This window comes from Streptomyces sp. NPDC007157, from assembly GCF_040634235.1.
Taxonomy (GTDB): domain Bacteria; phylum Actinomycetota; class Actinomycetes; order Streptomycetales; family Streptomycetaceae; genus Streptomyces.
On record NZ_JBEYFE010000005.1, the window covers coordinates 214,333 to 234,356 of the forward strand.

The window sequence follows — 20,024 nt, forward strand, 5'->3', positions numbered from 1 at the left end:
CTGCCTCTGCCCTTACTCGACGAGCGCGTCTGGCTTGCCCTTGCTGCGCGGGCGTTCCTCGACCATCTTGCCCCACACGATCAACCGGTACTTGCTGGTGAACTCCGGCGTGCAGGTGGTCAGGGTGATGTACCGGCCCGGCTCGGTGAAGCCCGAACCCTTCGGGACCGGGTCCAGCACACTCACGTTGCTCGGCGACGTCACCGGCAGCATCGACGTCACCTTGTACACGAAATACTCGTCCTGCGTCTCGACCACGACCGCGTCACCGGCCGCCAGCCTGTTGATGTACCGGAACGGCTCACCATGCGTGTTGCGGTGCGCGGCGAGGCCGAAGTTGCCGGTCTTGTCCTGCGGCATCGCGGTCTTCAGCACACCCTCGCCGTAGTGCCCGACCATGCCCTTGTCGAGGACCTTCTTGTTGCTGACGCCCTCGGCGATCGGCGCCACCACGTCCAGCTTGGGGATGTGCAGGATGGCGAAGCCCTGCCCCGGCGCGAAGACACCGGGCGCACGCTTGCCGCTCGCCCAGTCCTTCTGCAGGCTGCTGGTCTCACTGCCCGCCTGCGCATGGGCCCGGACGTTGGTCCACCACAGCTGGTAGGTGACGAAGAGCAGCATCAGCACGCCGGTGGTGATGAACATCTCGCCTATCGCCCGGCTCGCCATGACCGCCGGACTCGGCTTGCGCAACCGCGCCTGCCGACGGGCCTCGACCCGGGAGAGCGGCCGTCCCGACGGGCTGCGCTCCGCCGGCGCGGTCTCCGATGCGCCGCCATGACGGCCACCACGCCGCTTGGCTGCCTTTCTGCGGGCCGCTCGGCCACCCCCTGGGAGTCCAGGGGCAGATGATGCTGCCGTGCCCGCAGACGCCGATATGGGCGGCGGATCGGGGATCCTCAGCGCCACGGTCTCGTCGTCCATCGGCGGAAGATACGCCGTGTCCCCGAGCGCACCGGATCCCCCGTACGACTGACCCCCGTACGAGGTATCGGTCTCGCGCTCGGGGCGCAGCGCGGTCACGCCGTGGCCCTGCCCACCACCGGGGCGAGCCCCACCGACCTCGCCACGGCCCCCTGGTCACCGCATTCCACCAGCCAGTTGGCCAGCATCCGGTGCCCGTGCTCGGTCAGCACCGACTCCGGATGGAACTGCACACCCTCGACCGGGAGTTCACGGTGCCTGAGGCCCATGATGATCCCGTCGTGGGTACGGGCCGTGACCTCCAGCTCGGCCGGCACGGTGGCCGGCTCGGCGGCGAGGGAGTGGTAGCGGGTCGCGGTGAACGGGGTCGGCAGCCCAGCGAAGACCCCCTTGCCCTCGTGCTCCACCAGCGAGGTCTTGCCATGCAGCAGCTCCGGCGCCCGGTCCACCACACCGCCGTACGCCACCTGCATCGACTGCATGCCGAGGCAGACGCCGAAGACCGGGACGCCGGTGGCCGCGCAGTGACGGACCATCTCCACGCAGACGCCCGCCTCCTCCGGCGTGCCGGGACCCGGCGACAGCAGGACGCCGTCGAAGCCGTCCTGGGCGTGCGCCGTCGACACCTCGTCGTTGCGCAGCACCTCGCACTCGGCGCCCAGCTGGTACAGGTACTGGACCAGGTTGAAGACGAAGCTGTCGTAGTTGTCGACGACGAGAATCCGCGCGCTCACTGGTTGTCCACCGTCACATCGTTGAAGGGCAGCAGCGGTTCGGCCCAGGGGAAGACGTACTGGAAGAGGACGTAGATCACGGCCAGGACCAGCACGAATGAGATCAACGCCCTCACCCACGCGTTGCCCGGCAGATGCCGCCAGATCCAGCCGTACATGCCGTCCCTTCCGTTCCACCACGGCACCAAAATCCCGCCGTACTGCACCAGACTAACGGCGCAGCGCCTTGGGTTTGCCTGCCTCCACAGGCTGTGTGGAGTCCAGATGCGCCCAGACGATCAGCCGATGACTGTGCCCCCATTCCGGATCGCACGTGGTCAGCGTGAGATAGCGGCCTGGACGCGTATACCCCGACTTACGTGGCACAGGGTCGATCACTTCAACGTCCGTCGGAACTGTTTTGTAAGGGCCTTTGTCGATCCGATACGTGAACCAGCTCGTACCGTCCGTCAGCACGATCGCGTCACCCCTGCGCAGCTTCGGGAAGTCCAGGAACGGGTCGCCGTACGTGCGCCGATGGCCGGCGACCGCGAAGTTGCCCTCCTGGCCCAGCCGGGCGGTACGGGCGTAGTGGGCGAGGCCCTTCTTCAGCACATCGGGGCCGGTGCCTTCCAGGAGCGGTTTGTTCCACGTGAAACCGAACCGGGGGATGTACATGATCGCGAAGGGCTTGCCGTAGTGGTACGCGGCCGGCGCGGCGGGGGCGGCGGTCGCCGTGGCCGTGGGGTGCACCGTGGCACTGTCCGACCACTGGCGCTGCAACTGGTCGATCTGGTCATGCATGACGCTGTCGGCCTTCACACCGGTCCAGAACAGCACATACACGACGAAGAGGACTATGAGCGTGCCGACGGTGATGCAGAGCTCGCTGACGGTCCTGACGATCACGCGCACCGGCGGCTCCAGAAGACGACGGGCTGCTTACCCCACAGGCTTCGCGTAGTGCAGATCCACTGTGCCCGAGTAGCCCGGCAGAGTCACCGTCCCGTCCTCGGTGACTTTCCAGCCGAGGCCGTACACGTTGACGTACACCATGTAGTTCTGGATCGCCTCGGAGTCCGCGAGCGCCTGCTGCATCTTCGCCGGATCCCCCACCGCCTGGATCTTGTACGGCGGTGAGTACACCCGGCCCTGGAGGATCAGGGTGTTGCCCACACACCGCACCGCGCTGGTGGAGATCAGCCGCTGGTCCATCACCTTGATGCCCTGGGCGCCGCCCTGCCACAGGGCGTTCACCACGGCCTGCAGGTCCTGCTGGTGGATGACCAGGTAGTCGGGCTGCGGCTCGGGATAGCCGGGGAGCTTGGCCGTGGCGTTCGGAGGGGCGTCGTTCAGCGTGACGGAAATCGCCTTGCCGGTGAGCTTCTGGGTCCCCGCGTCCTTCTCCAGGCCGGTGAGCTGGTCGTCCTCGGCCTTGCTGGAGCCGTCGTCGCGCTTGGCGAGCTTCTCGTTCTCGTCGCGCATGCTCGCGTTGGACTCGTCCAGATCCTTGTTCTTGCGGCTGTGCTCCTGGATCAGGTCGGACAGCTTCAGCAGATTGTCGTCCGAGCGGATGTCGGTGCCCTTGGCCGTGTTGAAGCTGGTGAAGAAGAGAAGACCGGCCAGGGCGAAGACCGCGACGGTGAGAATCCGAACCGGCCGGAAGCCACCCTTGCGTGCCGGGTCCGTACCCGTTGATCCGGTGGCGTTGGAGTCGGCAGAATTGCTCAACGTACCCTTATCTCCTTCGGCGCCGCGGAAGCACTACGCTAACGGACGCCCGGGGGAGCGGTCAGTGCGCCCTTACTGTCCCCTTGTACGCTGCCCCGAGCCCGACCCAGTTACCTGCGCGGCCACGCAGCGCATCGACAGGAGAGACCCTCGTGCCGAAGTCACGTATCCGCAAGAAGGCCGACTACACGCCGCCCCCGGCGAAGCAGGCGACCGCCATCAAACTGAACAGCCGTGCCTGGGTCGCGCCGGTGATGCTGGCCATGTTCCTCATCGGACTGGCCTGGATCGTCGTCTTCTACGTGACCGACGGTTCACTGCCCATCGACAGCCTCGACAACTGGAACATCGTCGTGGGCTTCGGCTTCATCGCCGCCGGCTTCGGCGTCTCCACGCAGTGGAAGTAGCTCTGCCCAGCGCTGTTCGCTGAGTTATCCACAGGCCTGACGTACTGTCCACACCCTCCTGGGGAAAAGACGACGATCTGTGGATAACCCATCGGGCGTTGACGCCGGTACGACTACCACAACGCCCGCCGCAAGACTGTTCGCCCCCTGCCTGACCTGCTCGAACGCAGGTGAGTGACAGGGGGCGCAGTTGTGCGGGAACGCTATGCACAAGATCGGCCACCGACTGTGGACAACGGTTCGGTATCGGTGCGGCGAGCCGCCGTGAACGGGTGAACCGGGCGTGCGGGGAGTCCGGTCAGGTGAGCTGGGCGGTCCTGACGACCGTCAGGACGAGCGCCACCACCAGGACCAGTGCACAGGTGCCGTACTGGACGAGGTTCCGCCGCTCGCGCGGGGCGTGCACCATCGCGTACCCGGTGACGACACCGGCGACCAGGCCGCCGATATGGGCCTGCCAGGCGATACCGCCGCTGAAGGTGAAGATGAGGTTGATCACCAGTAGGGCGATGATCGGCCGCATGTCGTAGTTGAGCCGGCGGATGAGCACCGCGGTCGCGCCGAAGAGGCCGAAGATCGCCCCGGAGGCGCCGAGCGAGGGCTGGTTCTGGGCGGCCAGCAGGTAGGTGAAGGCGCTGCCGGCCAGGCCGGAGACGAAGTACAGCGTGATGTACCGCGCGCGTCCGAGGGCGGCCTCCAGGGGGCCGCCGATCCACCACAGGCTGAGCATGTTGAACGCGATGTGCATGGGGTTCGAGCTGTCGTGCAGGAACATCGCGGTCAGCAGCCGGTAGTACTGGCCCTGTGCGACGCCTTCGATGTCGCCGTACTGGGGGAACCAGGCCTGGCCGATCAGCTCGAAGCGGTTGGTGAAGCTGTCCCCGACGGAGAGCTGGACCAGGAAGACGGCGATGTTGACGCCGATCAGGATCTTGGTGAGCAGCCGGGGGTCGGCAGTGACGGTGCCGCCGGCGATGGTGCGCGGACGGGTGTCGGCCGGGGGCGGGCCGCTCTGGCCGGCGGTGGTGCCGCGTACGCACTCGGGGCACTGGAAGCCCACGGAGGCGCTGACCATGCACTCGGGGCAGATGGGGCGGTCGCAGCGGGTGCAGCGCACGCCTGTCTCCCGATCCGGGTGCCGGTAGCACATGGGCAGGCTGTGGGCGTCGCGCGCGCTGCCTGTCGCCTGGTCCTCCATGGGGTCCCCTCGCTCGTCGTGGGCAATACTCCGCCCCGCACATCCTTACGGACGAGCGGGGCGTTTGGTTCCCTCCGGATGCTTCCTTTCGGGCGCTTCCTTCTGGGCGTTTCCTGCTGACTGTTTCCTGCTGGGTGTTTCCTGCCGGGCGCCTGTTTCTGGGCGCCTTTTTCTGGGCGCCGTCTTCTGGCGGATCAGCTCTCGCGCTTCTCGACGACGACCGTCTCGACGACGACGTCGTTCTCGGGACGTTTGTTCGGCCCGCTGACGGTGACGGAGGCGATCTTGTCCACGATCTTCTGGCTGTCCGCGTCGACGACCTCGCCGAAGATGGTGTGCTTGCGGTTGAGATGGGGCGCGGGGTTGACCGTGATGAAGAACTGCGAGCCGTTGGTGCGGGGGCCGGCATTGGCCATGGCCAGCAGGTAGGGGCGGTCGAAGCGGAGGTCGGGGTGGAACTCGTCCTCGAACTTGTAGCCGGGGCCGCCGATGCCGGTGCCGACCGGGTCGCCGCCCTGGATCATGAATCCGCCGATCACCCGGTGGAAGATCGTGCCGTCGTACAGCGGGTCGGTGGAGACCGTGCCGGTGGCCGGGTGGGTCCACTCACGCTCGCCCTGCGCCAGTTCGACGAAGTTCTTGACCGTCTTCGGCGCGTGGTTCGGGAAGAGCCGGACCTCGATGTCGCCAAGGCTGGTCTTCAAGGTGGCGTAGAGCTGCTCGGCCACGGTCCGCCTTCCGTTGTGCTCTCGGGTGCTCGGGTGCAACCCGGTGATGGGTTCGCCCTCACGATCCTCGCACGGTACGGCGGCCCGGTGGCCCGCCTGGCGCGTCCCTGCTCAGATCCTCACGAATCGCTTGCGGAAACCCGGCGGGGTCCCCCCGATCCCCTTTGAGCCGTCCCGGGCGGGAGCGCTGGGCGCCGATCCGTGGCATTGTCGTCGACAAGCCCCTCTTAGCTCTGGTTGCACCCGTATGCCCGTCCTCGCGCGCCGCCCGGCTCGTCGGCAGGCATGATCCCTAAAAGGGTGGAAAGTCGAATTACCGTACGCCACCGAGGAGGAGGAAACCCGTGACCCGCAAAGAGAGCGTGCGCACCGCGACCAGCTCGGCGAAGGACAGCGTGCGGCACGCCGCGGAAGTGGTGGCGCCCTACGCCGACACGGCCAAGGAGCGTGCCGCGTACTACGCGCAGGAGGCACGCGTACGGCTCGCGCCCGTGGTGTCGCAGGCCGCTGAACAGGCCCGCGTCCAGTACGACGCCCGTCTCGTGCCGCGTCTGGAGCAGGCGCGGACGCACGTGCCACCGTTGGTGGATCAGGCGGCGCACGATGCCGCTGATCTGACCCGTAAGGCGGCCCGGCAGGCCGCCGACTACTCACGTCCGAGGTTCGAGCAGGCCGTGGCGGCGGCCGGCCCGGTCCGTGACGAGGCCACGGCGCGGGGTGCCGCCGCGCTGGCCGCGCTGCGGGGCAATGTCTCGGCCGAGGAGATCGAGAAGCTCGCGCGCAGGAACGAGCGGCGTTCGTCGCGCGGCCGTGCGTTCAAGGCGTTCGCCGTGTTCGGCGTGCTGGCCGGTGCGGCCTTCGCCGCGTGGAAGTGGTGGGACAAGCAGGCCAACCCGGACTGGCTGGTAGAGCCGCCCGCTGCCACGGAGGTCCCGGATTCGGGCCGTCTCAGTTCGGTGGACGGCAGTTCTCCCCTGGACCCCGAGGTCCAGGCCAAGGAGGCGGAGGAGCAGACGTCCCGGGACGACAAGAACCGCTGAGCCGGCGTTTCACGTGAAACCAGCGCCCCCTTGACCCACACGGATCAGGGGGGTTCGCCGGCGCGGTGTTGTCGGCAGGTATGCGGTTTTCTGCGGTTTTCGATACGCCGTCGACATGTTCCGGACGTACCGGGCGGGCGCCTCGCGAGGTGTCTGTGGCAAGTGTGTTCACCAGCTGATTCCGGCCGCCACCGGCAGGTGGTCGCTGCCGGTGGCCGGCAGCACCCACGAGCTCCGCGGCCGCACACCGCGGACGAGGATCTGGTCGATCCGTGCCACCGGGAACTTCGCCGGCCAGCTGAACCCGAAGCCGTCGCCGGCCACGTCCTGGGCCGAGCGCACCTGGTCGGTGAGGTCGGCGAAGGCGCGGTCGTCCATGGTGCCGTTCAGATCGCCGAGCAGCACCACGCGCTCGTTCCGCTCGGCGGCGACTGCCTGGGCGAGGGCCTGCGCGCCGGCGTCCCGCTGCGCCGTCCAGAAGCCCGTCCTGGGAAGCACCCGTACGGACCCCAGGTGGGCCACGTACACCGCCAGCGGCCCGTGGTCGGTGGCCACCGTGGTGCGCAGCGCCCGGTTGTACGCCATCTTGACGTCGGCCGGGATGGTGTCCGCCAGCGGGCCCTGGTCCGTCTTGACGTCGACCGTCCGGGTGTCCGACAGCGGCAGCCTGCTCCACAGCCCGACCGTGCCCCGCACGGCGTGGTACGGGTACGTCTTCGCCAGTACCTTCTCGTACGTGCCCGTGGCCTGCTGGGTCAGCTCCTCCAGGGCCAGCACGTCCACGCCGGAGGCGGCCAGGGCGCGGGCGGTGCCGGCCGGGTCGGGGTTGTCGGCGTCGACGTTGTGGCTGGCCACGGTGAGGTCGCCGCCCGGGTGGGACTTGTCGCCGAGCAGCCCGCCGAAGAGGTTCAGCCACACCACGACCGGCAGCAGCAGCGCGACCACCGCGGAGGCGGAGCGGCGCCACAGCGCCCCGGCCAGCAGCACCGGGACGAAGAGGCCGAACCACGGCAGGAGGCTCTCCACCAGGCTGCCGAGGTTGCCGATCCGGTTCGGGATCTCGGCGTGCCCCAGCATGAGCAGGCCGAGCAGCAGCGCCAGCGCCACGAGCACCGGGCCACGCTTCCAGGGCCCGGGCCGGGCCCCGCGGTGGATGCCCCGGCGGATGCGCGCGAGCCAGGTCCAGGCGCCGGTGCTCCGGCGGCCGGAGCCGTCCTGCCCGCTCCCCGCGGTATTCACCACGTCCGCTGCACCCGTCACGGCCGCCGTGTTCGCCGCGTCCGCCGTGTTCGCCGTGTCCGCCGTGTTCGCCGTGTCCATCTGCGTCATCGTCTGTCCTCGATCACTGCGGCGAAAGCCGGCCGTTCCTGACGTCGTGCCGCCACCAGTCAAGGTGGTGCGGTGTTGCCGACGCGTATGCCGTTTTCGATACACGGACGATATGTGCCGACTCATAGCATCAATGACATGCGTGTGTTGATCGTCGAGGACGAGCCCTATCTGGCGGAGGCCATCCGCGACGGCCTGCGCCTGGAGGCGATCGCGGCTGACATCGCGGGTGACGGCGACACCGCTCTGGTACTGCTGGGCGTCAACGCCTACGACATCGCCGTCCTCGACCGCGACATCCCCGGGCCTTCCGGCGACGAGATCGCCGAACTCATCGTCGCCTCCGGCAGCGGCATGCCGATCCTGATGCTCACCGCGGCCGACCGGCTCGACGACAAGGCCTCCGGTTTCGAACTCGGTGCCGACGACTACCTCACGAAACCGTTCGAACTCCAGGAACTCGCGCTCAGGCTCAGGGCACTCGACCGCAGGCGCGCCCACCACAGGCCTCCCGTGCGGGACATCGCGGGTCTGCGCCTGGACCCGTTCCGCAGAGAGGTCTACCGGGACGGCCGCTACGTCGCGCTGACCAGGAAGCAGTTCGCGGTGCTCGAAGTCCTCGTCGCTGCCGAGGGCGGTCTCGTCAGCGCCGAGGAACTCCTGGAACGCGCCTGGGACCAGAACGCCGACCCGTTCACCAACGCCGTGCGCATCACCGTCTCGGCGCTGCGCAAGCGTCTTGGCGAACCCTGGGTCATCGCCACCGTGCCGGGCGTCGGCTACCGCATCGACACCCAGCCGGAGGCCGGGCACGCGGGAGGAGGCCGTGGCTAGGGCCTCCGGTCCGAGCGTCCGCCTCAAACTCACCCTCAGCTACGCGGGATTCGTCATGCTGGCCGGCGCCCTGCTGCTGGCGGCGGTGTGGGTGTTCCTGAACCGTGTGCCCCACCCCGGGCTGATCATCGAGCCCGACTACCGCCTGGCCGTCGTGCGCACCTTCGCCCCGACGGCCGTCGCCGTACTGACGTTCCTGCTCGTGTTCGGCCTCCTGGGAGGGTGGATCCTGGCCGGCCGGATGCTCGCCCCCCTGACCCGCATCACGGACGCCACCCGTCTGGCCACGGACGGATCGCTCTCGCACCGGATCCGGTTGCCGGGCCGCATGGACGAGTTCCGCGAACTCGCCGACACCTTCGACACGATGCTCGAGCGGCTCGAGGCGCACGTCGCAGAACAGCAGAGGTTCGCGGCCAACGCCTCTCACGAACTGCGCACCCCGCTCGCCGTGTCGAAGGCGCTTCTCGACGTGGCCCGCAGCGATCCGCACCACGACTCCGGCGAAATCATCGGCCGCCTCAACACCGTCAACACCAGAGCGATCGACCTCACCGAGGCACTGCTGCTGCTCAGCCGCGCCGGCCAACGGTCCTTCACCCGGGAACACGTCGATCTGTCCCTCATGGCGGAAGAAGCCACCGAAACACTCCTCCCCCTCGCGGAAAAGCACGGCGTCGCCATCGAGACCTCCGGCGACATCACCCCCGCGGTCGGTTCACCGGCGCTTCTGCTGCAGCTGACCACGAACCTCGTGCACAACGCGATCGTCCACAACCTGCCCGCACAGGGCACCGTGTGGGTCAGTACCGCCGTCCGCCCCAGGACCGTGGTGCTCAGCGTCGAGAACACCGGCCAACACATCACCCCGCAGCTGGCCTCGACGCTTACCGAACCGTTCCAGCGCGGCACCGAACGCGTACGCACCGACCACGCGGGCGTCGGCCTCGGCCTGGCCATCGTCAAGACCATCACCCGCGCACACGACGGGACACTCAGCCTCACCCCGCGCGCCGCCGGCGGAATCCGCATCACTGTCGAACTCCCCGCGATATCCCCGAACACCGACGGATAGCGAGCCAGGGAATATCGAACTCGGCCGCCCGCGCCAGAAAAAGCACTATTCGTCGGGATTGGGTGGTCCAACGTCGACGAGGCGGTGCGCTCCGGCCTCCAGCGCTCGACCAGGAGGCACAGCGAGAGCGCAAGGGACTTTCACGGAAAGTTAACGTCACGGCACGTACGGTGCGCGTGGATCTTCGTCCAGGCGTCGCCCTCCGAGACCTCACCCCCGGCGCGCACTCCCCACCGGGACCGTGACGGGAAACCGGGACAAAAAAGGCCCCTCCGACCGCGTTTACGCAGTTCAGAGGGGTCTCACGGTGTGGAGCCTAGGGGAGTCGAACCCCTGACATCCGCCATGCAAAGACGGCGCTCTACCAACTGAGCTAAGGCCCCGTACGGGAAGCCGCCGCCCAGCGAAAGGTCCGCTGGTCGGTGCCGCAGACCAGAGTACCGGGTCACCCCCCGTACCTCACAAATAGATTGGGGGTCCCCCCGGATGACCACGCTCCGTAAGATGCTCGACGGGGTTCGCTGTAGCGAACCGTGGATTTTTTGGGGAAGCGATGGGGAGACGCAATGGACGCCGCACAGCAGGAAGCCACCGCCAGAGCGCGGGAGCTGCAGCGGAACTGGTACGGAGAGCCGTTGGGGGCGCTCTTCCGTAAGCTCATCGACGACCTGGGGCTCAACCAGGCACGTCTCGCGGCGGTCCTCGGACTGTCCGCGCCCATGCTGTCGCAGTTGATGAGCGGACAGCGGGCGAAGATCGGCAACCCGGCCGTGGTCCAGCGGGTGCAGCTGCTCCAGGACCTGGCGGCGCAGGTCGCGGACGGCAGCGTGAGCGCGGCCGAGGCGACCGAGCGGATGGACGAGATCAAGAAGTCCCAGGGGGGCTCGGTGCTCAGCAACACCACGCAGACGACGAGCGGTTCGGGTGCGCCCACGGTCAAGCGGGTGGTCCGCGAGATCCAGTCGCTGCTGCGCTCGGTGGCCGCCGCCGGTGACATCATCGACGCGGCGGACACGCTGGCTCCGACCCATCCGGAGCTTGCGGAGTTCCTCCGGGTCTACGGCGCCGGCCGCACCTCGGACGCGGTCACGCACTACCAGTCGCACCAGAGCTGAGCCACGGCCCGGTACACCGGAGGGGGTCCGGTGAACCGGGCGGGGCCCGGCCCTGGCCGAGGGGGTCACGCGAGAGGGGTCGTATCGCTCATCCGGGGGAAGGCAACGGGGGTGTGGGGCAGGGGGGACCAGAGGGGGAGGGCTACGGGCAGTCATGGGTGAGGTCTTCGCAGGCCGGTACGAACTGGCCGACCCGATCGGTCATGGCGGCGTGGGCGCCGTGTGGCGCGCCTGGGACCACCGGCGCAAGCGCTATGTAGCCGCCAAGGTGCTCCAGCAGAGCGACGCCCACGCGCTGTTGCGCTTCGTGCGGGAGCAGGCGCTGCGCATCGACCACCCCCATGTCCTGGCTCCGGCCAGCTGGGCCGCCGACGACGACAAGGTCCTGTTCACGATGGACCTGGTCGCCGGCGGCTCGCTGGTCCACCTTGTGGGGGACTACGGTCCCCTGCCCCCCGCCTTCGTCTGCACCCTCCTCGACCAACTCCTCTCCGGCCTCGCCGCGGTGCACGCCGAGGGCGTGGTCCACCGGGACATCAAGCCCGCGAACATCCTGCTGGAGGCCAGCGGCACCGCCCGCCCGCGCCTGCGTCTCTCCGACTTCGGCATCGCCATGCGGTTCGGCGAGGCCCGGCTGACCGAGACCAACCTCGTGGTCGGCACGCCGGGTTACATCGCCCCCGAGCAACTACTGGGCGCCGAGCCCGACTTCGCGGCCGACCTGTTCGCCGTCGGCCTGGTCGCCCTGTTCCTTCTGGAAGGCGCCAAGCCCGACGCCAAGGCGCTCGTCCAGCACTTCGCCGAACACGGCACGCCTGGAGCGCCCAAGGGCATCCCCGACCCCCTCTGGCAGGTCGTCGCCACCCTCCTCCAGCCCAACCCCCAGTCCCGTTTCCGCACGGCCACCGGCGCCCGCAAGGCCCTCGCCCAGGCCATGGAGCTCCTCCCGGAGCCGGGCATCGACGACGAGTTGATCGAGATCTTCGACCAACTTGGCCCACTCCCGCCGGGGTTCGGGCCCGAGGGCCCCCTGCGGATGGCGTCGGGGGTCGACACGACACGGGGCACGACGGGCACGACGGGTGCGACAGGGACGGCGAGGACGGGGGCGCGGGCCGCCGGGAGTACGACGGAGGCGGCCGCGGGTTCGGGGGCTGCCCCTGGTACGGCCGCGGCTGCGGGGGCCGCCGCGGATCCGACCGCGGTGACCGGAACGAGCTCCGGGTCGGACACGACAGCGGAAAAGGGGAGGGCGCCAGAGGCGGCCGCCCCGACGGATTACGACCCGACCCCGGACACCGCATACGGCACGGCACCGGAGGCTGCCTTCGGCACGGCGACCGCATCCAGCACGGCACCGGTGCCCGCATCCGACAGGGCACCGGAGGCTGCATCCGACAAGGCACCGGAGGCCGCATCGGGCACGCCGAGCCGCACGGACCCCGGCACGGACCCCGGCTCGGCAGCCGGAGCCCGGGCAGAAGGCGCGGACGCGCCCCCGGCCACCTCCACCGGTCCCACCAACTCCCCCTCGGCCCCGGCCGACATGTCCGACACCGGCAGCTTCCGGCTCCCACCGCCCCAGGCGCCGGTACCCCCCGCCCCATACGCGGAGCCGCCCCAGCCCACCCCGCCGTACCCGCCGTACGCCGCCCACCAGCAGCCGCAATCGCGGCCAGGCCCGGACCCGTTGCCAGGCCCGCACCCGCGGCCACGGACGGAATCCGAACCACAGCCACGACCGGAGCCGCAGCCGCAACAGCTCCCGGCCTCCTCCGTCCCGCAGCCCCACACCCCCTGGCCCCCCGCGCGACCCATCGCGCAACCTCTCCCCCCGGCCCGGCCGCACAGCGACACCACCGACACCACCGACACGGCCACCTACACCGCCCGCGACCCGCAGCCGGCGTCGCAGCTCTCGCAGTTGTCGGTGCGTACCCACGGCCGGCGTCGGCGGCGGGTGCGTCGGCCCGGGCCGCCCGCGAAGGCCGCCGTGCCCATCCTGCTGCTGGCGCTGGCCTGTTACGCCGTGGGTTTCTGGGCGTTGACCCGGATCTGAGCGCGGCGCGCGGTCAGCGTCCACACGCCCAGGACCAGGAGCAGGGCCGTGCCGGTGCCGATTCCGCCGGCCGCGAGCACCCGCATCGCCGTCGTATCGTGGTCGCCGGCCCCGGCCACCAGGCCGCCGCCCTGGACCGACGGCGGGTCGAAGACACCCTTCGGGACGGGTGAACCGGCGTAGTCGGGACCGGAGTTCGGGGTGCCGTCGACGCGGACCCGGAGTGTCACGTCGTACGGCCCCTGCCCGAACGTGTCCGCCGTCTGCCCGGTGAGGTGGACGACGAGGTAGTAGGCGCCGGCGAAGCGGACGGAGTTCTCCTCGCCGGAGACGGCGTACCGGTTGGCGTAGGCCACGGGTGGCAGGGGGGCGAGGGAGGACGCCTTCTGGGTGCCGTCGTAGCCGAGGGAGAGGTCGTCGACGTAGCCGCGGACCGGGTTGTAGAGGGAGAGGTTGAGCGCGGCGTTTACGTAGCCGTGGGTGTCGCCACTGGTGCTGCCCAGTTCGACGGTGGCGTGCAATTGCTGTCCCCAGTCGACCGGGACCGCGTAGTAGAGGGTCTGGCCCGGGCTGATGCCGGTCTGCCAGACGCCCGTGTCCAGGGTGCGGGCCGTGGCGAAGCCGGCGCCCGCGGTGCGGCGGCGGGGGTCGTCGGTGAGCGGCTCGGGAGAGGCGGAGTTCCAGGTCCCCGGGGCGGTGGTGGCGCCGGCCCTGGCCAGGCCCGGTTCGGTGACGGGGGCGATCTCCAGGTCCCAGCTGCCCGGGGTCGTGGTCCGTGAGCCGGACGCGAGCCGCTCGACGATCACGTAGTAGGTGCCCGCGTCCTGGCAGAGCGCCTTGCCCGTGTCCCGCCGTCCCAGCGCCGTGACCGGCCGGGGGCTGAGTCCTGCGCCGAAGCGGGCGCCGTCGTAGCCGCAGGAGACACCGTTGGCGTCCTCGATCGAGACCCCGATGCCGTCGCTCGCGGAGACGGTGGCGTCGGCCGGTGGGACGGCGGTGACCGGGACGTAGGCCGTGGTGCCGGCCGCGAGTTCCAGACGGAAGTACAGCTTGCCCTTCTCCGGCAGGGTGCTGCGGTAGGTCGTGCCGGGCTCCAGCGGTACGGCGGCCGCGGTACCCGTCGCTCCGCTGATCGTGCGGGCGTCCGGAACGAAGGCGTAGCCCCTGCCGTCGTCCGCCGCAACCGGAGAGGCCGTCAGCATGGTCGGCAGCAGTGCCGTCAGCAGGGCTGCCAGTGCGAGGGCGGCCGTCCTGCCGATGCCCCGCCGTCCCGCCGCCGTACGCCACCGCCGTATCACGCGCGCCCCCAGCCGTCGCTCGTCAGCCGTCGAAGTCCCGGACCGGCCCCATACTGCCGTGCACGCCCCCGCGCCACCCGGCAATTCGTATGACCGTCTGAAACGCCCCTCTCGCACCCCAGGGCCCCCTGACAACGCAAAACCCCGACCGCGAGGCGGTCGGGGTCTCAGTGTCGTTCGTTGTCGGTACTCACGAACCCGTGGGCACGGAGTCAGTCGCCTCCGTCCACAGATCCTGCTCGGCGCGATCCGCCTGGATCTGGCGGTACACGAGGAGCCCGCCGATGGCGGCCAGTGCGACCAGGAGAAGCTTCTTCACCGCGCGACCTCGTCTCTTCCTTGACGTAGGGGACCTCTGGCGCCCGACTATACACACCGACCGATATCGATCGGTGACCTGGCATCCGGCCCCAACTCCGGCTCGCCACAAGGTGTTGCACGTCGCGTTGCGCGAGGCCGGGCCGTTCTGATCGGAGGGTGATCACACCTCCACGGACGGTTACTTTGCTCCCTCTCGCCCGCCTTTGAAGGCCTTTCTTCTGATTTTTCGGCCCTCTTGCGTCCGTCCGGGTGGTGTTCATCGGAACATCGCCGCGCCACAGGTTGACGTCCCCCACTTCGCGATCCCCATACACATCATGAGGAAAGTACGCAAATCGCCCAACCCGAAAGTGAGGGGCCATGGCTCGGAACGCCAAGGTCATGAAGTTGTGGACCGCCATCGTCACCGCCTTCCTCGCGCTGTGCACGGCGCTCGGACTCGTCTCCGCCACCCCCGCCGCCGCGGTACCGCAGACCGAGACCCCGCGCAACAACAGCAGCGGCGACGACCACAGCCCGGCCGGCCGGGTGATGATCCCGGCACAGACCCACTGGCTCTGGGCCCAAGCCCGGTCCCTGCCCCCCACGATGAAGCAGCGCATCCGGGCCGAGGCCCACGGAAAGACCCCCGGCTGCCGCCAGCGGCCCCTGGACACGACGGAGTCGGACGACCCGGCCGAACCCCCCGCGGCGAACCTCGACTGCTGATCCTTACCTAGACGGCTCAGACGCAACGGCGCAAGGGCGACTTGCGTACGTACCAGCGCCTACTGCGACACAGACCCGCGACCGGGACCCGGCCGCGGGTCTTCGCATGTCCGGCCCCGGTCGGAACATGTCCGGCCGCGTCGGCGGGGCACTCGACTCTTCAACTCCTCTTAAGGAGTCGTAGGCTGAAGCCGTGCCCAAGGCATACGAGGAGATCGCCGACGACCTCCGCCGCTCCATCAGGAACGGCGAGCTCAAGCCCGGTGCGCGGCTGCCCTCCGAGGCGGAGCTGGCCCGGCACTACGGCCGGAGCGTACCCACGATCCAGAACGCGCTGCGGCTGCTGAGCGCGGAGGGTCTGATCGACAAGCGGCACGGCAGCGGCACCTTCGTGCGCAGGCCCCGCACCCGGGCGATCCGTGACAACACCCGGCACCAGTGGGAGAAGGACCGCGCCAGGATGCCGGAGGCCACCCGGGCCGCGACCGGCGCGACCGAGCACGAGACCGGCCTGGTCCTCGACGACCTGGTCTTCTTCGCCCGGTACCGCGAGCTGATCGCGCCCAGCGACCTCGCCGACGCGTTCGGGGTGCCCGAGGGCACGGTCCTCCTGGAACGCACCTACCGGACCCGGTACTCGGCCGAGACCGCGCCCTTCAGCCTGGTGAGCTCCTATCTCGTCCGGGACATGATCGCGGCGAACCCGGCGCTCCTGGACGAGACCAGGGAGCCCTGGCCGGGCGGCACCCAGAACCAGCTGCACACCGTCGGCATCGAGGTCGCCCGTGTCCAGGAACGCTTCACCGCCCGGCCGCCGACGCCGGAGGAGGCCCGGGAGCTGGACCTGCCGGCCGGTACCTCGGTGATCCTGCTGCGCAAGACGTCGTACGACATCCGCGACCGCATCGTGGACATCTCCGTCGTCACGCTTCCGGGCGACCGCACGGAACTGCTCTTCACCACACACCTGGAAAGGTGGTGAGCGCCGCCGTGAGCCGGTGCGTCACCGTCGTCACCGCGGTCCACGCGCCGTCGGCCCGCTTTCTGCCGGAGGCGTACAAGTCGCTGTGCGAGCAGTGGCTGCCGGACGGCTGGGAGTGGCAGTGGCTGGTCCAGGAGGACGGCTACGGCGACGAGGTCCGCCGGTACGTCCCGGACGACGCCCGGGTGTCGTTCCGGCAGGGCCGCACCGGCGGTCCCGGGGTCGCCCGCACCATCGCCCTGGCGCGGGCGGAGGGGCCGTACGTCAAGATCCTCGACGCCGACGACCAGCTCACGCCGGGCGCGCTGGCCCGCGATCTGGCCGTCCTCGAGGCCCACCCGGCGGTCGGCTGGGCCACCTCACGCGTTCTCGACCTGCTGCCCGACGGCTCCACGGCCGGCTTCCCCGGCGACCCGGCGGAGGGGCCGATCGAGCGCGGAGCCGTGCTCGACTTCTGGACGGCGAACGGCTTCCTCGCCCAGGTCCACCCGGCGAGCCTGTTCGTCCGTCGCGAGCTGCTGCTCGCCCTGGGCGGCTGGATGGCGCTGCCCGCCTCCGAGGACACCGGGCTGCTGCTCGCGCTGAACGCGGTGAGCCGGGGCTGGTTCACGGCGGAGGCCGGGCTGCTCTACCGCAAGTGGGCGGGCCAGGTCACCGGCCGGCCCGCGCACACCGACCCGGCCGAACGACAGGCCAGGATGGCGGTCGTGGCGGCCCGGGCACGGGCGCTGGCGGAGTTCGACTGGCGGTACCCGACCACGGCGGCGGCCGACTGAGAACACCAGCGCCCGGCGGCCGACGGGAAGGTATATGTGCGCCCCCAGCCGGAAGGCACACGTGCACGCCCTCCAGCCGGAAGGCACACGAGTCCGGCCCCCGGCTGGAAGGCGCCCGTGCGCGACCCCTGCCCGGCTAGAGCGTCGCCGCGTCGATCCGTGAGAAGACCAGGTCGCTCTCCTCGGTCAGCGGTCGGTCCCAGCGGATCGGGGCCACCGGGTCGCCGTACAGCGCCCTGGGGTAGCTGTCGGCCGCGTAGCTGTTGGCGAGCCGGTAGACGTGGTACCCGGCGTCGGTCATGGTGCGCAGCAGGTCGTCCGCCGAGTCGCCCAGCTGGGCCATGCGGTCGGGGGTGACCTCGACGGTGATCTCGGCGTCCGGGCGCAGTTTCTCCAGCAGCGGCGCCAGCCCGCGCACCACCGCGCCCTCGGCGCCCTCCACGTCGATCTTGATGACCCGCGCGGTCTCGATCTCCTCCGGCCGCAGCAGCTCGGGCAGCGGCACGGCCTCGATGTCGAAGCTCGACTCGGCCGGACCGTCCCACGGAACGATGCTGTTGGCGCCCATGTTGCGGGAGCTGGCGAGCACGAAGGTCAGGGTGCGGTGGGCGTCGGAGACGGCGGCGTTGACCGCCCGGATGTTCCGGCAGCCGTTGAGCGCGCTCTGCTGTTCGAGGCGGTGATGGAAGGCGGGGGAGGCCTCGACGGCGACCACCCGGCCCTGTTCCCCGACCAGTTGGGAGGCGAGGACGCTGAAGACGCCGATGTTGGCGCCGACGTCGACGAAGCAGTCCCCCGGCGCCAGCCTGCCGCGCAGCCAGTGGGTCATGTGCGGCTCCCACACCCCGAAGAGGTAGAGGTAGCGCTGGATGAGGTCCTGTGTGTCGACCGCGAACCGGGCGCCGGAGCGCGTCTCGACGACCCGCCGGCGCGGGTGGTCGCGCAGGTAGGGGTTGAGCGCGCGGGCTGCGAGCGTCTTGCCCCAGGGCCCCGGGAAGTCACGGACGTAGCCACGGCCGAGGGTGGCCAGGAGTTCGGCGAGTCCACCGAGTCCGGTGGGTCCGCCGAGTCGGCCGAGTCCGGCCGGACCGGCGGGACCGCTGAGTTCGGCGGATTCGGTGGATTCGGTGGGTTCCGTGCCGGGGGTGCTCATCCGCTAGTCAGTGACCCTTTTGCCGTTGATCCGGATCGCCTGGGAGGGGCAGCGCTCGGCGATGTCCCGGATCAGTTCGTCGTCCCCGGACTCCTCCCGTCCGGGCAGGACGAAACCGTACCCGTCCTCGAAGCCGAACACGGCGGGTGCCCGGAAGGCACACTCACCCGACCCATAACAGACATCGGCGTCGACGGAGACCTTCATGGGAAGTCCCCTGCCCACCGGACGCCCCGCCGAACCGGGCTACGTGAAAGGCAGCTCCAGCATCCGGATCGCGTTCCCGCGCAGCAGCTTGTAGGCCACCTCCGGCGCCAGCCCGCCCACGTGTTCCTGGGCGACCCGCTTGGTGTCCGGCCAGGTCGAGTCGACGTGCGGGTAGTCCGTCTCGAAGGTCGCGTTGTCCACGCCGACCGTCTCGATCGCCTCGATGCCGTGCCGGTCGCGGAAGAAGCAGCAGAAGATCTGCCGGTAGTAGTACGTCGACGGGGGCTCCGGGATCAGGTCCTTGACCCCGCCCCAGGCGCGGTGCTCCTCCCAGACGTCGTCGGCGCGTTCCAGGGCGTACGGGATCCAGCCCATCTGGCCCTCGCTGTACGCCAGTTTGAGCCGGGGGAACCGCACCAGGACCCCGGAGAAGAGGAAGTCCATCATCGAGGCCATGGCGTTGTTGAAGCTCAGCGACGCCTGTACGGCGGGCGGGGCGTCGGGGGAGGCCGCGGGCATCTGGGAGCTGCTGCCGATGTGCATGTTGACGACCGTCCCGGTCTCCTCGCAGACCGCGAAGAACGGGTCCCAGTAGCCGGTGTGGATGGACGGCAGACCCAGATACGTGGGGATCTCGCTGAAGGTGACCGCGCGGACGCCCCGCCCGGCGTTGCGCCGGATCTCGGCGACGGCCAGGTCGATGTCCCACAGCGGGATCAGGCACAGCGGGATCAGGCGGCCGCCGCTGTCACCGCACCACTCCTCGACCATCCAGTCGTTGTAGGCGCGGACGCAGGCCAGCGCGACCTCCTTGTCGTCGGCCTCGGCGAAGGTCTGCCCGCAGAAGCGGGGGAAGGTGGGGAAACAGAGGGAGGCCTCCACATGGTTCATGTCCATGTCGTCCAGGCGGGCCTTGGGGTCCCAGCAGCCGCGCCGCATCTGTTCCCGGGTGATGCCGTCGAGCGTCATCTCGTCCCGGGAGAAGCCGACGGCCGCGATGATCCGCTTGTACGGGAAGAGCAGGCCCTCGTACTCCCACCAGTCGGTGATCTGGCCCTCGGGGTCGGTGGTGAAGCGGTACTTGCCGCCGACGTAGGCGAGTTCGCCGATGCCGGCGGTGAAGGGCTTGGGGCCCTTGTCGCGGTACTTGCCCGGCAGCCACCTCTCGAAGAGGTGCGCGGGCTCGATCACGTGGTCGTCCACGCTGACGACCCTGGGCAGATCCTGGGTGCCGGTCGCGTTCTCTGCCATGCCTACCCCCTGCTGCCTGCTTGGATGCCCGATTAACTGACGACCCATCAGATTTCGGTTCGGCTTTCAGGCTAGGCCCCGGAGCCGGTGCCAGCAAGGGCCGCCGGACCTCTTGCGACTCGCGCCGCCTTCCGCTCAACTGACGGATCGTCAGATGAATGACGGATCCGGGGAG

At 69.7% G+C, this 20,024-nt stretch carries 22 protein-coding genes and 1 tRNA gene; 9 read left to right on the top strand and 14 right to left on the bottom strand.

What is annotated here, in order from left to right:
- Window positions 1–12 precede the first annotated feature (12 nt).
- From ABZ642_RS11165 to ABZ642_RS11185, 5 genes are read right to left on the bottom strand one after another with little or no spacing between them, the layout of a single operon-like run.
- Window positions 13–1,023 (bottom strand): class E sortase, encoded by a 1,011-nt coding sequence (locus ABZ642_RS11165; protein ID WP_360480698.1) that lies wholly within the window; start codon window positions 1,021–1,023, stop codon window positions 13–15.
- Window positions 1,020–1,658, bottom strand: a complete 639-nt coding sequence (locus ABZ642_RS11170; protein ID WP_360480701.1) for an aminodeoxychorismate/anthranilate synthase component II — start codon at window positions 1,656–1,658, stop codon at window positions 1,020–1,022. Before ABZ642_RS11170 ends, ABZ642_RS11165 begins: the two co-directional genes overlap by 4 nt.
- Entirely contained in the window at window positions 1,655–1,816 is a 162-nt protein-coding gene (locus ABZ642_RS11175; RefSeq protein WP_360480704.1) for a hypothetical protein, read from the bottom strand. The genes ABZ642_RS11170 and ABZ642_RS11175 overlap by 4 nt, the downstream gene beginning before the upstream one ends.
- Before the next feature lie 52 nt (window positions 1,817–1,868).
- Entirely contained in the window at window positions 1,869–2,552 is a 684-nt protein-coding gene (locus tag ABZ642_RS11180) for a class E sortase (protein WP_360480707.1), read from the bottom strand.
- A 27-nt stretch (window positions 2,553–2,579) separates the two neighbouring features.
- On the bottom strand, window positions 2,580–3,368 hold the full coding sequence (locus ABZ642_RS11185) for a DUF881 domain-containing protein (RefSeq protein ID WP_360480710.1): 789 nt from the start codon (window positions 3,366–3,368) through the stop codon (window positions 2,580–2,582).
- Between the two features lie 152 nt (window positions 3,369–3,520).
- Here ABZ642_RS11185 and crgA point away from each other — a divergent pair, with 152 nt between their 5' ends.
- Window positions 3,521–3,775 (top strand): cell division protein CrgA, encoded by a 255-nt coding sequence (gene crgA / locus ABZ642_RS11190; RefSeq protein ID WP_046727637.1) that lies wholly within the window; start codon window positions 3,521–3,523, stop codon window positions 3,773–3,775.
- Between the two features lie 298 nt (window positions 3,776–4,073).
- Here the strand turns inward: crgA and ABZ642_RS11195 are convergent, their stop codons facing one another.
- On the bottom strand, window positions 4,074–4,973 hold the full coding sequence (locus ABZ642_RS11195; RefSeq protein ID WP_360480713.1) for a rhomboid family intramembrane serine protease: 900 nt from the start codon (window positions 4,971–4,973) through the stop codon (window positions 4,074–4,076).
- 194 nt (window positions 4,974–5,167) lie between these two features.
- Window positions 5,168–5,701, bottom strand: coding sequence for a peptidylprolyl isomerase (locus ABZ642_RS11200; protein ID WP_360480716.1), 534 nt, complete (start codon window positions 5,699–5,701; stop codon window positions 5,168–5,170).
- Between the two features lie 344 nt (window positions 5,702–6,045).
- Between ABZ642_RS11200 and ABZ642_RS11205 the strand changes: the two genes are divergently transcribed.
- Entirely contained in the window at window positions 6,046–6,741 is a 696-nt protein-coding gene (locus tag ABZ642_RS11205; protein WP_360480719.1) for a DUF5324 family protein, read from the top strand.
- Window positions 6,742–6,909: 168 nt separating this feature from the next.
- On the opposite strand, the gene ABZ642_RS11210 is transcribed toward ABZ642_RS11205, so the two are convergent.
- Window positions 6,910–8,070, bottom strand: a complete 1,161-nt coding sequence (locus tag ABZ642_RS11210; protein WP_360480722.1) for an endonuclease/exonuclease/phosphatase family protein — start codon at window positions 8,068–8,070, stop codon at window positions 6,910–6,912.
- A gap of 138 nt (window positions 8,071–8,208) precedes the next feature.
- Here ABZ642_RS11210 and ABZ642_RS11215 point away from each other — a divergent pair, with 138 nt between their 5' ends.
- Window positions 8,209–8,904 carry a response regulator transcription factor gene (locus tag ABZ642_RS11215; RefSeq protein ID WP_360480725.1) on the top strand — a complete coding sequence of 232 codons (696 nt, stop codon included), beginning with the start codon at window positions 8,209–8,211 and terminating at the stop codon, window positions 8,902–8,904.
- Complete coding sequence (locus ABZ642_RS11220) at window positions 8,897–9,979, top strand: HAMP domain-containing sensor histidine kinase (RefSeq protein WP_360480728.1); 1,083 nt, start codon at window positions 8,897–8,899, stop codon at window positions 9,977–9,979. Before ABZ642_RS11215 ends, ABZ642_RS11220 begins: the two co-directional genes overlap by 8 nt.
- 310 nt (window positions 9,980–10,289) lie before the next feature.
- On the opposite strand, the gene ABZ642_RS11225 is transcribed toward ABZ642_RS11220, so the two are convergent.
- Window positions 10,290–10,362: transfer RNA gene (locus tag ABZ642_RS11225), tRNA-Ala, on the bottom strand.
- Window positions 10,363–10,545: 183 nt separating this feature from the next.
- On the opposite strand from ABZ642_RS11225, the gene ABZ642_RS11230 reads away from it, so the two are divergent.
- Together ABZ642_RS11230 and ABZ642_RS11235 are read left to right on the top strand one after the other, a co-directional pair.
- Entirely contained in the window at window positions 10,546–11,094 is a 549-nt protein-coding gene (locus ABZ642_RS11230) for a transcriptional regulator (protein WP_046727633.1), read from the top strand.
- Between the two features lie 154 nt (window positions 11,095–11,248).
- Window positions 11,249–13,153, top strand: a complete 1,905-nt coding sequence (locus tag ABZ642_RS11235) for a protein kinase (RefSeq protein WP_360480731.1) — start codon at window positions 11,249–11,251, stop codon at window positions 13,151–13,153.
- Here ABZ642_RS11235 and ABZ642_RS11240 read toward each other — a convergent pair.
- Together ABZ642_RS11240 and ABZ642_RS11245 are read right to left on the bottom strand one after the other, a co-directional pair.
- Window positions 13,117–14,451 carry a hypothetical protein gene (locus ABZ642_RS11240; RefSeq protein ID WP_360480734.1) on the bottom strand — a complete coding sequence of 445 codons (1,335 nt, stop codon included), beginning with the start codon at window positions 14,449–14,451 and terminating at the stop codon, window positions 13,117–13,119. The two genes, ABZ642_RS11235 and ABZ642_RS11240, sit on opposite strands and share 37 nt — an antisense overlap.
- Window positions 14,452–14,641: 190 nt before the next feature.
- Window positions 14,642–14,770: a DLW-39 family protein gene (locus ABZ642_RS11245; RefSeq protein ID WP_003999697.1), complete on the bottom strand. Its 129-nt coding sequence runs from the start codon at window positions 14,768–14,770 to the stop codon at window positions 14,642–14,644.
- Window positions 14,771–15,132: 362 nt separating this feature from the next.
- Between ABZ642_RS11245 and ABZ642_RS11250 the strand changes: the two genes are divergently transcribed.
- The 3 genes from ABZ642_RS11250 (at window position 15,133) to ABZ642_RS11260 (ending at window position 17,238) form a co-directional block, all read left to right on the top strand.
- A complete protein-coding gene (locus ABZ642_RS11250; RefSeq protein WP_360480736.1) occupies window positions 15,133–15,480 on the top strand; it encodes a DUF6344 domain-containing protein in 348 nt (115 codons plus the stop codon).
- Between the two features lie 193 nt (window positions 15,481–15,673).
- A complete protein-coding gene (locus ABZ642_RS11255) occupies window positions 15,674–16,462 on the top strand; it encodes a GntR family transcriptional regulator (RefSeq protein ID WP_360480739.1) in 789 nt (262 codons plus the stop codon).
- 8 nt (window positions 16,463–16,470) lie between these two features.
- Complete coding sequence (locus tag ABZ642_RS11260) at window positions 16,471–17,238, top strand: glycosyltransferase family 2 protein (protein ID WP_360480742.1); 768 nt, start codon at window positions 16,471–16,473, stop codon at window positions 17,236–17,238.
- Between the two features lie 136 nt (window positions 17,239–17,374).
- Here ABZ642_RS11260 and ABZ642_RS11265 read toward each other — a convergent pair whose 3' ends face one another.
- Genes ABZ642_RS11265 through ABZ642_RS11275 form a run of 3 tightly spaced genes read right to left on the bottom strand, consistent with a single transcriptional unit; the run spans window position 17,375 to window position 19,849 of the window.
- Entirely contained in the window at window positions 17,375–18,391 is a 1,017-nt protein-coding gene (locus tag ABZ642_RS11265; protein ID WP_360480745.1) for an FkbM family methyltransferase, read from the bottom strand.
- Window positions 18,392–18,394: 3 nt separating this feature from the next.
- Complete coding sequence (locus tag ABZ642_RS11270; protein WP_360480748.1) at window positions 18,395–18,598, bottom strand: ferredoxin; 204 nt, start codon at window positions 18,596–18,598, stop codon at window positions 18,395–18,397.
- Between the two features lie 39 nt (window positions 18,599–18,637).
- Window positions 18,638–19,849, bottom strand: a complete 1,212-nt coding sequence (locus ABZ642_RS11275) for an amidohydrolase family protein (protein ID WP_360480751.1) — start codon at window positions 19,847–19,849, stop codon at window positions 18,638–18,640.
- Window positions 19,850–20,024: the final 175 nt, after the last annotated feature.